Genomic DNA, 10,691 nt, shown 5'->3' with positions numbered 1-10,691 from the left:
GGAGACAGTCGCCGAGACGGGGAACGGACGGACGCCGAGACAGGAGACGGTCGCCGAGACAGGAGACGGTCACCGAGACAGGGAACGGACGCCGAGGCGCCAGCACACGCAATGGCGGGGCCGGACGCGTCGCGCCCGACCCCGCCGTCATACGACTGAGACCGCTCAGCCCCAGACGAGCCCGCGGGCCGGGTCCTCGAGCACCTTGGCGACGTCGGCCAGAAACCTCGAGCCGAGCTCGCCGTCGATCAGCCGGTGGTCGAAGGACAGCGCGAGCTGCGTGATCCAGCGCGGCACGATCTCCTCGGACCCGTCGGCCGCGGTGACGACCCAGGGCTGACGACGCACCGCGCCGAAGGCCAGGATCGCGGACTCGCCGGGGTTGATGATCGGCGTGCCCGTGTCGACGCCGAAGACGCCGACGTTGGTGATCGTGATCGTGCCGCCGGACATCTCGGCGGGCTGCGTGCGCCCGGCCCGGGCGGTCTCGACGAGCGAGCCCATGGCCTGCGCCAGCTCGAGCATCGACAGGCGGTCGGCGTCCTTGATGTTGGGCACCATCAGACCGCGCGGCGTGGCGGCCGCGATCCCGAGGTTGACGTAGTTCTTGTGCACGATCTCCTGGTTGGCCTCGTCCCAGGTCGCGTTGACGCCGGGGTTGCGGCGGCTGGCGACGATCAGGGCCTTGGCGACGACGAGGAGCGGCGAGACGCGGACGTCCTTGAACTCCTTGTCCTTCTTGAGCCGGTCGACCAGCGCCATCATCTCGGTGACGTCGACGGTGATGAACTCGGTCACGTGCGGCGCCGTGAACGCCGACCCGACCATGGCCTGCGCGGTCACCTTGCGCACGCCCTTGATCGGGATGCGCACCTCGCGCTCGGCGTCGCCGGCCAGACCCCTCGAGCCGTATGCCGGAGCGCCCGCCGCCTCCTGGGGCTGCGCGCCTCCCGCGAGGTAGGCGTCGACGTCGGCGCGCGTGACCACGCCGCCGTCACCCGTGCCGGTGACGGCCGTGAGGTCCACGCCCTTGTCCTTGGCGTACTTGCGGACGGGGGGCTTGGCGAGGGCCTTGCCGGGACGGGATCCCGCGCCGTCGGCGACCTCGACCGCGACGCCGTGCGGGTCCACGACGGTCGGGTGGGTCATCTCGGTGGCCGCCGCGACCTGCGCGAAACCACCCCAGGACTCGGGGTTCTTGGTCTCGCTCGGGGTGGGCAGCGGGCCGCGCTGGTGCTTGCGGGGGCGGCGCTTGGCGTCGGTCACCTTGGGGCCGTAGCCGACGAGGACCGCGACGCGCTCCTCCTTGGGGGCGGCGGACGTGCCCGTCCCCATGGCCTCGTCGACCTGGGCCTGGGTGGCCGCGGCGGACGCGTCGTCGGGCTCGGCCGGGGCGTCCCCACCGCCGGTGCCGTCGTCGATGGCGATGATCGGGGTGCCCACGTCGACCGTCTCGCCCTCGGGCGCCATGATCTGGGCGACGGTGCCGGCCCACGGGATCGGCAGCTCGACCAGGGACTTGGCGGTCTCGATCTCGACGACGATGTCGTTGACCTTGACCTCGTCGCCCTCCTTGACCTTCCACGTCACGATCTCGGCCTCGAGCAGACCCTCACCGGGGTCCGGGAGGTTGAACTTCTTGATTGCCATGTGAATTCGCTCCTCTCGGGCTCAGTGGGCCAGGACGCGGTCGACGCCGTCGAGCACGCGGTCGAGGTCGGGCAGGAAGTGCTCCTCGTACTTCGAGGGCGGGTAGGGCAGGTAGTAGCCCGTGACGCGCTGCACCGGCGCCTCGAGCTGGTAGAAGCAGCGCTCCTGCACCTGGGCCGCGATCTCGGAGCCGAGACCGAGGAAGGACGCGGCCTCGTGGACGACGACCAGCCGACCGGTCCGCTCGACCGACGCGCAGACGGTGTCGATGTCGAGCGGGCTGACCGAGCGCAGGTCGATGACCTCGAGCGAGGTGCCCTCCTCGGCGGCCGCCGCGGCAGCCTGGATGCAGGTCTTGACCATGGGGCCGTAGCAGACGACCGTGACGTCGGTGCCGGGCACGATCACGTTGGCGCCGTAGAGGCCTCGCGGCGCGGACGGCGCCTCGAGGTCGACCTCGCCCTTCTCGTGGTAGCGCCGCTTGGGCTCGTAGAAGATCACCGGGTCGTCGGACTCGATGGCCTGCTGGATCCCCCAGTAGGCGTCCTCGGGGTTGGACACGAAGACCGTGCGCAGCCCCGCGGTGTGGGCGAAGTAGGCCTCGTTGGACTCGCTGTGGTGCTCGACCGCCCCGATGCCGCCACCCATCGGGATGCGGATCACCATGGGCAGCCGGAGCTTGCCGCGCGAGCGGTAGTGCATCTTGGAGACCTGGGACACGATCTGGTCGAACGCCGGGTAGACGAAGCCGTCGAACTGGATCTCCGCGACGGGGCGGTAACCCCGCAGCGCCATACCGACGCTCGTCCCGATGATGCCGGACTCGGCCAGGGCCGAGTCCATGACCCGGTGCTCGCCGAAGTCCTTCTGCAGGTGCTCGGTGATGCGGAAGACGCCGCCGAGCTTGCCGACGTCCTCTCCGCACAGGACGACCTTGGGGTCGCGCTCCATGGCGGCGCGGAGGCCGGCGTTGATGGCCTTGGCAATGGTCAGCTTGGTCATCGTTCAGTCCTCGAAGCTCGCGGCGTAGGCAGCGAACTCCGCGCGCTGCTGCTCGATCAGGGCGTGGTCGTCCTCCACGTAGACGTGGTCGAACATGCCGTGCGGGTCGGGCTCGGTCATGCCGATCGTCCCCGTGCGGATCTCCTCGGCCAGGGCGTCGGCCTCGCGCTGCAGGTCGTCGAAGAACGCCTGGTCGGCCTTGCCGGAGCGGATGAGATAGGCCCGCAGCCGCTGGATGGGGTCGCGGTGCTTCCACACCTCGACCTCTGCGTCCACGCGGTACTTCGTCGGGTCGTCCGAGGTCGTGTGTGCGGACATGCGGTAGGTGAAGGCCTCGATTAACGACGGGCCCTGGCCGTCGCGGGCGCGGTCGAGCATCGCCTTGGAGACCGCGTACGACGCCAGCACGTCGTTGCCGTCGACGCGGATGCCCGGGAACCCGAAGCCGTTGGCGCGGTGGTAGAGCGGGCCGCGGGTCTGGCGCTCGTTGGGCTCGGAGATGGCCCACTGGTTGTTCTGGCAGAAGAACACGATGGGGGCGTTGTTGACGCCGGCGAAGACGAAGGACTCGTTGACGTCGCCCTGCGCGGTGGCCCCGTCGCCGAAGAACGCGACGACCGCGGCGTCGCGGTCGGGGTCGCCCGTGCCCACGTCGCCGTCCAGCGTGATCCCCATGGCGTAGCCCGTGCCCATGAGCACCTGGTTGCCGATGACGATCGTGTAGAGCTGCATCCCCACCTCATTGGGGTCCCACCCGCCCTGGTCGACGCCCCGGAACTGCGACATCACCTGCAGGGGCTTGACGCCGCGGCACCAGCCGACGCCGTGCTCGCGATAGCCGGGGAAGGCGTAGTCCTGTTTGCGCATCGCCCGGCCGACCCCGATCTGGGCGGCCTCCTGGCCGAGCAGCGAGACCCACAGGCCCAGCTCGCCCTGACGCTGCAGCGCCGTGCCCTCGGTGTCGACGCGGCGGATGAGGAACATGTCGCGGTAGAAGCCGCGCAGGTCCTCGTCGGTCAGCCCGTCGAGATAGCGGGAGTACTCAGGGTGGTCGACTCGCTCCCCCTCGGGGGTGAGCAGCTGCACCATCTCCGGCCCGCCGTAGGCGTCACTGCCGCCTGGGCGGGCGACGACGTTGTCGCTCATGGGTGATCTCCTTCGATCCTCGGGCCGGGCAGGGTCGCTGCTCGGTCCGGCTCGGGGCCACGACGGGCGGGGTCACCGCCCAGGGCCGGCCTCGTCGAGGTGACGACGTCGGGCCGGTCGCTCGTGGCGGTCAACACGTCCCGTCGGACGCTTGGGCCTGGCGAGGGCAGCGTACCTGCCCGCCCCGTCCCTGTCGCCAGTCGGGTCAGGGCGCGCTGCGAGCAGGGGTGCCGCGCGGGGCGCTCGCCGGGGACGCAGCCGGGGGCGCCGCCGGAGCGGTCGTCGCCGTGGGCGAGTCCTCGCCTCCGACCCCGCCGGTGCGGCTCGGGCTGGGGCCGGGCTGCGGCGACGCGGTCGGGGCGGGCGACGTCGGCACCGCAGTCGTGGGCGTCGGCGTCGGCGTCGGCAGGGGCCCGACGATCGACCCGGGCGTGGTGGGGGTGCCGGGTGTGGGGGTCGGCGAGCCGGGACCCGTGGGGCTCTGGCCGGGGCCGGTGGGGGTGGTGCTGGGATCGGTGGGCGTGGAGCCGGGCGTCGTCGTCGGGTCCGTGGTCCCGGGCGCGGGCTCCGTGGGGGTCGGCGGGCTACCCGTCGACGGCTCGGGCACCGGCTCCGTCATACGACGCATGATCGGGTCCTCCCCGACCGGGTCGGGCTCGGCGGGGACGTCGCCCGGCGGCTGCGTGGGAGGCGGCGTGCGGTCGGGCGTCGTCGGCGCCTGGGCGATGAGCGGGGACGCGTTGCTCGCGCCGTCGTCGACGACCGGGCCGGCCTCGGGGGCCGGGACCGGCCCCAGGTCGGCCATGGACGCCAGCACCTCGTCGGCGTCGACGCCGGTCAGCGGCTCGGCCACCTCGAGCAGCGGCAGCAGGGCCGCCAGGGCCTCGAGGCGCTCCTGCGCAGGCTCGATGACGGTCTGCTCGAGCACCTGGCCGCGCGGCGCTGCGGACAGCAGGACGATGCCGTCGAGCGGGTCCGAGGGAGCCACCGGCGCCTCGGGTCGTTGGGCCTGCTGCACGACCAGCGCGCGCGAGACGGACGGACCCTGAGCGGTCAGCGCGTCGGCCGGACCATCGGTCTCGTATGCCGAACCGCCGGTCGCCGTCAGGCCGGGGGTCGTGGTCGACCCGCCGCCGAGCACCCCCTCCAGGGTCCCGGGGCCGGTGGTCAGCGACAGGCCCGCCAGGCCGAGGGTGGCGGAGACACCGAGAGCCGACAGGGCGAGGGCCGGCCTCCAGGCCGTCCCCCCCTGCCGTCTCATGGGCCTGTGCCTAGACCCGGGTGTCTCCATGCTCTCCATGGTGCGGTCACGGTGCAGTCACCGACAAGTGAACCGGAGGCAAACCGTCCCTGCTGACTAGTCACCCGGCTGGACGCGTGCCCGGACACGGTCAGCGACCTCGAGCAGGCGCGTGTTGGCCTCCTCCTCGCCGATGGTGATGCGGACGCCGTCGTTGCCGTACTGCCGCACGACCAGCCCGGCGTCGCGGCACGCCTCGGCCAGCTCCGTGCAGTGCTCCCCCACCGGGAAGTACACGAAGTTGGCCTGGGTGTCGGGCAGGCGCCACCCCTGCTCGGCCAGGCCACGCGTCACACGGTCACGCTCCGTGACCAAGGCCTCTACCCGCTCGTCCAGCTCGGCGAAGAGGCCGAGGCTGGCGACGGCGGCGTCCTCGGCGATCCGCGAGACACCGAAGGGCAGGGCGCACTTGCGCAGCGCCGCCGCGACCTCGGAGGGCGCCACGGCATACCCGACCCGCAGCCCGGCGAGGCCGTAGGCCTTGGAGAAGGTCCGCAGCACCGCGATGTTGGTGTGGTTGCGGTAGAGGTCGAGCGCGTCGGGCGTCTCGGGGTCGCGGACGAACTCGAGGTAGGCCTCGTCGATGACGACCAGGACGTGCGGCGGGACCGCAGCCAGGAAGGCCTCGAGCTCGTCGGCGTGGACCGAGGGCCCGGTGGGGTTGTTGGGCGTGCAGACGATGACCAGGCGGGTGCGGTCGGTGATGGCCGCAGCCATGGCGTCGAGGTCGTGGCGCTGGTCGGCCGTGAGCGGCACCTGCACGCTGGTGGCCCCGGCGAGCGCGGTGACGATGGGGTAGAGCTCGAACGAGCGCCACGCGTAGACCACCTCGTCGCCCGGGCCGCAGGTGGCGGTCACGAGCTGGGTGAGGACGCCGGACGACCCGGTGCCGGTCGCGATGTGGTCGTTGGGCACCCCGAGGAAGTCGGCGAGCGCCTGCGTCAGCTCGGTCACCGCCATGTCCGGGTAGCGGTTGACCGTGGTCGCGGCCGACGCGATGACCTCGAGCACGCTCGGCAGCGGCGGGTAGGGGTTCTCGTTGCTGCTGACCTTGTAGGTCGTGCGGTCGGGCAGCTCCGGCGCCGGGCGACCGGGGACGTAGGCGGGGACGCTGGCGAGCGCCTCGCGCAGCCGCACCTCGCTCTCGGGGGTGGCCGCGTCGTCGCGGTCGGGGCTGAGCTCGCTGGTGGCGGCATCGGCTGCGGTCATGGCACCACCATATGCGGGGGCCGACATGTCACCATATGGCCATGAAGAACTTCGCGATCAAGACGCTCGTCAACGGCATCGCGCTCTGGGTCGCGGCCATGGTGGTCTCCGGGATCCACCTCGGCGAGGACAAGCCCTCGCTCGCCACGCGCCTGCTGTCGATCCTGCTGGTGGCCATCGTGTTCGGGCTGATCAACGCGGTCGTGAAGCCGGTCGTCAAGCTGCTGTCGCTGCCGGCGATCATCCTCACGCTGGGGCTGTTCACCTGGGTGATCAACGCCCTCATGCTGCAGGTCACGTCCTGGCTGGCCGGCCCGCTCGGGCTGGACTTCCGGGTCGACAGCTTCTTCTGGGACGCGATCCTGGGCGCCCTGGTCGTGGCGTTCGTGTCGCTGCTGCTCAACATCCTGCTGCCGGACGCCGACGAGGTCTGAGCCCCCCACCGTTGGTCACCACTGACGCTGTGGATCGTTCAAGGGGCGCGCGATTCGTCCGTTGGTGACCAATGGCGAGGGTGGTGGTTGTGGTGGCTGTGGTGGTGGGGCCGGCCTCAGGCGCGGGGTCGGCCGTCCACGAGGTATGCCGTGCCGCTGCCGGCCGGGGTGGCGGCGAGGCGCTCCAGCAGGGTCACGACATACGGCGCGCAGTGCTCCCGGACCTGCTCGGGCGTGGCCCAGTGCAGGGCGCGGATCTCGCGCGGCTGCAAGGTGACTCGGTCCACCAGGTCGGCCGGGTGCACCCCGCCGTCGAAGACGAACAGGGTGGCGTCGCTCCAGCCGCGATAGGGCGGGAGCCAGTCGACGACGAGCAGGTCGCGGGCCGGCAGGTCCAGCCCGAGCTCCTCGGCGACCTCGCGCTCGGCCGTGGCGGACGGCGGCTCACCGGGGTCGACGATGCCGCCGGGCAGGTCCCACTCGCGCTTGTAGGTCAGCTCGCAGAGCAGGACGCGGCCATCGGGGTCGCGCAGCAGCGTCTGGGCGATGTTGCGCTTGGTGGGCATCGTGGTGTTGAGGACGCCGAGGAAGCCTTCGCGGGTCTCGGGGCCGGGGTCGCTCGCCAGCCGGGCCATGACGACGTGGTCGCCGTGGCCGGGACCGATGCCGCGCATGGTGCCCTCCTGGCGCAGGCCGAGGCGGGCGGCCACGCGGTGCGTGACGACGTCGTCGGGGTCGTGCAGCGTCTGGACGCGGCGCCACCCGGCGGCGATCCCCGCGGCGACCTGCTCGCGCAGCGCCTCGACCTCGGCCAGGTCGTCGGGCGAGTGCCCCGACAGGTCGAGCTCGACGATCCCGTCGCCGATCTCGCGGACGATCACCGGCGCACCAGCAGGTCGCGGACGGCCTCGGCCACCTCGATGACCAGGTCGCGGCTGGCGCGCGAGACCCCCATGGCGTTGAGGTCGCCGTGGGTGCCGTCCTCGTCGACCCGCAGCGTGACGGGGACGCCGGCCTCCTCGAGCCGCGCGGCATAGGCGAGGCCCTCGTCGCGGAGCACGTCGAAGGCCGACACCAGGACATAGGCGGGAGGCAACCCGCCGAGGTGGCGCGCGAGCAGCGGCGAGGCGTCCGGGTGGGACGCCTGCTCAGGCTCGCGCAGGTAGTGGGAGGCGTACCACTCCATCGTCGACTCGGTCAGGAAGAAGCCGGTGGGGAACAGCGCGTAGGACCGGGACTTGCGGGACCAGTCGGTGACGGGGCATAGCAGCACCTGCAGATCGGGACCGCCGGCCTCGTCCTCGACGGTGCGGTGGCACACGACGGCCGCGAGGTTGCCGCCCGCGCTGTCGCCCATCACGGCGATCGGCGTGGAGGCGTCGCCGCCGAGCTGATCGCGGTGGTCCCGCACGTGGCGGAAGGCCGCCACCGCGTCCTCGACGGCGCACGGGAAGGGTGACTCCGGCGCCAGGCGGTAGTCGACGGAGACGACGGTCAGGCCGGCATAGCGCGCGACGAAACGGCATACGGGATCGGCGCTGTCGAGAGAACCGGCCACGAAGCCGCCGCCGTGGAAGTAGACGACGACGCCGCGGGGCGGCTCGCCCGGGGCGGGGTCGTAGGTGCGCGTGCGGATCGAGCCCGCCGGGCCCGGGAACGAGTCGTCGCGGATCGACGCGACGTGGGGCTGGTGGCCGAAGAGCCAGGCCTCGGTCTCGATCTCGGCGCGCCACTGCTCCGGCGTCAGCTCGGCCGCGTCGCTGCCCGGCGCCAGCTCGAGCATCCGCAGCGCCACCTGGACGTCCGTGCGCAGGGTGTGGCCGTCGATGCGCCGCGGCCGGCCCGCGACGAGACGCAGGACCGGCCGGGGCAGGCGCGCGACACCACGCAGCACGGACTGCGTGGCGCGCAGGGTCAGGGGACGGCGGGTCGAGGGCACGTGCCCATCATGCCCGCGACTCCCCGAACTTGACCGCCGCAACACCCGCGAGGATCAGCGCACCGCCGGCCAGCTGCACGAGGCCCGGGAGCTCCCCGAGCAGGAGCCAGGCAATGAGCACGGCGAACACCACCTCGGTGAGCCCCACGAAGGACGCGACGGTCGAGCCGAGGCGTCGCGTCGCCGCCACGCCGAAGCCGTAGGCCACGGCCGCGGCGAGCAGGACCAGGCCGAGGACGGGCACCCACCAGGGCGCATCCAGGCCGGCGAGGACGACGGGGGCGGTGGTGGCGACCATCGGGATGATGCCGACCGCGCCGGCTAGGCCGAGGACAGCACCACCGACGACCATGCCGCCGGCCGCGAGGGCGATGGGCGGCAGGCCCTTGGTCTCGCGGGCGCCGAGCAGGAAGTAGGTCGCGTTGCAGCACGCCGCCGCGAGGCCCCACAGGAGGCCGACCGGGTCGATGCCGATGCCGCCGAAGAGGTCGATGACCAGGGCGAGCCCGGCCATGGACAGGGTCGCGCCGAGCAGCGTCGCGGGCGACGGGGTGCGGCGGGTGCGCAGCCACAGGTAGCCGACGATGAGGACGGGAGCGAGGTACTCCAGGAGGAGGGCGACGCCGACGGACAGGTGCGTGACGGCGTTGAAGTAGAAGAGCTGGCTGCCGGCCACGGCGACCACGCCATAGGCCAGGATGACGCCCCAGTTGTCGAGGAAGGCGCGCAGCCGGTGGCGCATCAGCCAGAGGGCGGGTATGCCGAGGGCGAGCGCGGCTCCGGCGATGCGTGCGGTGACGGCGGCGCCGGGGCTCCAGCCCGCCTCGAGCAGCGCCTTGGCGAAGGACCCGGAGGTGGCGAAGCCGACGGCCGAGATCAGGGCGAGGACCAGGCCGCGCGAGACGCCGCGCGGGCGGCTCGGGGTCGGGCGCTCGGTGGCCTGCTCGTCCGGGACGTGCGGCAGCGGGTCGACGTCGACCTGGCCGAGGCGCAGCGTGTCCACGACCGGGTCCGCGAGGGTGAGGTCGGTGGTGGTGTCGACGCGGTCGGTGGTGCGGGTCATGGCGGTCATGGGCACTCCTCTCGAGGGCTTCAGGGCACGACGGTCGTGACGCACGTCGTCGAGCGTCATGAGCAAAGTGGGTTTACGCTCATGACGCTAGACCTGTCCTCCGTAAGGAGTCAAGATGACTTTTGCCCATGACACCCGCGACGCTCTGGTATCGATGGCCGCGCTGGTCAACACGGGTGTCGAGCCGGCGACCCTGCAGACCCTGGAGGACCTCGAGGAGTTCGTCGGGCAGTTCGGCTACACCGGGGCGCGGGCGCACGACGAACGCGAGCTGGCGGGCGTCATACGGCTGCGTCGCGAGCTGCACCGGCTGTGGGAGCTCGACGAGGAGGGCGTGGTCGGCCTGGTCAACGACCTGCTCGCCCGCCACCAGGCGCTGCCGCAGGTGGTGCGCCACGAGGGCTGGTGGGACTGGCACCTGCACGCCATCTCCAGCGAGGCGCCGCTGGCCGACCGCATCGCCGTCGAGTCCGCGATGGCGATGGTCGACGTGGTGCGGTCCGGCGAGCTCGACCGGCTGCGGGTGTGCGAGGCCGAGGACTGCGACGGCGTGATCGTCGACCTGTCCAAGAACCGCTCGCGCCGCTACTGCGACCGCGGCTGCGGCAACCGCATGGCCGTCCAGGCCTACCGCTCCCGCAAGACCTACCGCGGGTAGAGGCATCGACCGGCCTCCGTTCACCAGGCCGATGTTCCGGAGGCCGGCTGATGGGTCTACCTGAGGCAGTCACGTCCGCCCGGGTTGGCACGCCAGGCTGATGTGACCAAGGCGGGCGGATCCTGCGGTCCCGTGCGCAGCGATAGAGCCCCGTTGAGTGGTGGGCTTTGAGGTGATGCTCGTTGCCTACCGGTCGCTCTTTTCGAGGGCGACGGTCTCAGTATCGCGGGTTGGGTAGAGCTTGGCCATGGAGCCTTCGGAGAGGTAGCGGCGGTCATCGA

General features: G+C 72.1%; 10 protein-coding genes. 2 read left to right on the top strand and 8 right to left on the bottom strand.

Annotation, left to right across the window (positions count from 1 at the left end; all coding sequences use genetic code 11):
• Nucleotides 1-165 precede the first annotated feature (165 nt).
• The 5 genes from B2P18_RS06885 to hisC form a co-directional block, all read right to left on the bottom strand.
• Nucleotides 166-1,650: a dihydrolipoamide acetyltransferase family protein gene (locus B2P18_RS06885; protein WP_286957448.1), complete on the bottom strand. Its 1,485-nt coding sequence runs from the start codon at nucleotides 1,648-1,650 to the stop codon at nucleotides 166-168.
• A 21-nt stretch (nucleotides 1,651-1,671) separates the two neighbouring features.
• Nucleotides 1,672-2,652 (bottom strand): alpha-ketoacid dehydrogenase subunit beta, encoded by a 981-nt coding sequence (locus B2P18_RS06880; protein ID WP_019285312.1) that lies wholly within the window; start codon nucleotides 2,650-2,652, stop codon nucleotides 1,672-1,674.
• A 3-nt stretch (nucleotides 2,653-2,655) separates the two neighbouring features.
• Nucleotides 2,656-3,798 (bottom strand): pyruvate dehydrogenase (acetyl-transferring) E1 component subunit alpha, encoded by a 1,143-nt coding sequence (gene pdhA / locus B2P18_RS06875; protein ID WP_286957441.1) that lies wholly within the window; start codon nucleotides 3,796-3,798, stop codon nucleotides 2,656-2,658.
• A 205-nt stretch (nucleotides 3,799-4,003) separates the two neighbouring features.
• Complete coding sequence (locus B2P18_RS06870) at nucleotides 4,004-5,059, bottom strand: hypothetical protein (protein ID WP_286957440.1); 1,056 nt, start codon at nucleotides 5,057-5,059, stop codon at nucleotides 4,004-4,006.
• Nucleotides 5,060-5,155: 96 nt separating this feature from the next.
• On the bottom strand, nucleotides 5,156-6,307 hold the full coding sequence (gene hisC, locus B2P18_RS06865) for a histidinol-phosphate transaminase (RefSeq protein WP_239266580.1): 1,152 nt from the start codon (nucleotides 6,305-6,307) through the stop codon (nucleotides 5,156-5,158).
• Between the two features lie 41 nt (nucleotides 6,308-6,348).
• On the opposite strand from hisC, the gene B2P18_RS06860 reads away from it, so the two are divergent.
• On the top strand, nucleotides 6,349-6,741 hold the full coding sequence (locus tag B2P18_RS06860; RefSeq protein ID WP_029210129.1) for a phage holin family protein: 393 nt from the start codon (nucleotides 6,349-6,351) through the stop codon (nucleotides 6,739-6,741).
• Nucleotides 6,742-6,857: 116 nt separating this feature from the next.
• On the opposite strand, the gene B2P18_RS06855 is transcribed toward B2P18_RS06860, so the two are convergent.
• Genes B2P18_RS06855 through B2P18_RS06845 form a run of 3 tightly spaced genes read right to left on the bottom strand, consistent with a single transcriptional unit; the run spans nucleotide 6,858 to nucleotide 9,752 of the window.
• Nucleotides 6,858-7,622 (bottom strand): NUDIX hydrolase, encoded by a 765-nt coding sequence (locus B2P18_RS06855; protein ID WP_286957429.1) that lies wholly within the window; start codon nucleotides 7,620-7,622, stop codon nucleotides 6,858-6,860.
• Nucleotides 7,619-8,680 carry an alpha/beta hydrolase gene (locus B2P18_RS06850; RefSeq protein ID WP_286957427.1) on the bottom strand — a complete coding sequence of 354 codons (1,062 nt, stop codon included), beginning with the start codon at nucleotides 8,678-8,680 and terminating at the stop codon, nucleotides 7,619-7,621. Before B2P18_RS06850 ends, B2P18_RS06855 begins: the two co-directional genes overlap by 4 nt.
• Nucleotides 8,681-8,687: 7 nt before the next feature.
• Nucleotides 8,688-9,752 carry an EamA family transporter gene (locus B2P18_RS06845; protein ID WP_286957423.1) on the bottom strand — a complete coding sequence of 355 codons (1,065 nt, stop codon included), beginning with the start codon at nucleotides 9,750-9,752 and terminating at the stop codon, nucleotides 8,688-8,690.
• Between the two features lie 115 nt (nucleotides 9,753-9,867).
• On the opposite strand from B2P18_RS06845, the gene B2P18_RS06840 reads away from it, so the two are divergent.
• Nucleotides 9,868-10,410: a CGNR zinc finger domain-containing protein gene (locus B2P18_RS06840; protein WP_037213054.1), complete on the top strand. Its 543-nt coding sequence runs from the start codon at nucleotides 9,868-9,870 to the stop codon at nucleotides 10,408-10,410.
• Nucleotides 10,411-10,691 lie beyond the last annotated feature (281 nt).

Origin of the sequence: Arsenicicoccus sp. UBA2120 (genome assembly GCF_002330965.1) — a bacterium.
Taxonomy (GTDB): domain Bacteria; phylum Actinomycetota; class Actinomycetes; order Actinomycetales; family Dermatophilaceae; genus Arsenicicoccus; species Arsenicicoccus bolidensis.
This window is presented reverse-complemented; position numbering and strand designations above follow the sequence as displayed.

Coding starts and splice junctions, on each gene's coding strand:
- B2P18_RS06860 (WP_029210129.1), top strand. CDS start 6,349: ATGAAGAACTTCGCGATCAAGACGCTCGTCAACGGCATCGCGCTCTGG.
- B2P18_RS06870 (WP_286957440.1), bottom strand. CDS start 5,059: ATGAGACGGCAGGGGGGGACGGCCTGGAGGCCGGCCCTCGCCCTGTCG.
- B2P18_RS06885 (WP_286957448.1), bottom strand. CDS start 1,650: ATGGCAATCAAGAAGTTCAACCTCCCGGACCCCGGTGAGGGTCTGCTC.
- B2P18_RS06845 (WP_286957423.1), bottom strand. CDS start 9,752: ATGACCGCCATGACCCGCACCACCGACCGCGTCGACACCACCACCGAC.
- B2P18_RS06840 (WP_037213054.1), top strand. CDS start 9,868: ATGACTTTTGCCCATGACACCCGCGACGCTCTGGTATCGATGGCCGCG.
- pdhA (WP_286957441.1), bottom strand. CDS start 3,798: ATGAGCGACAACGTCGTCGCCCGCCCAGGCGGCAGTGACGCCTACGGC.
- B2P18_RS06880 (WP_019285312.1), bottom strand. CDS start 2,652: ATGACCAAGCTGACCATTGCCAAGGCCATCAACGCCGGCCTCCGCGCC.
- hisC (WP_239266580.1), bottom strand. CDS start 6,307: ATGACCGCAGCCGATGCCGCCACCAGCGAGCTCAGCCCCGACCGCGAC.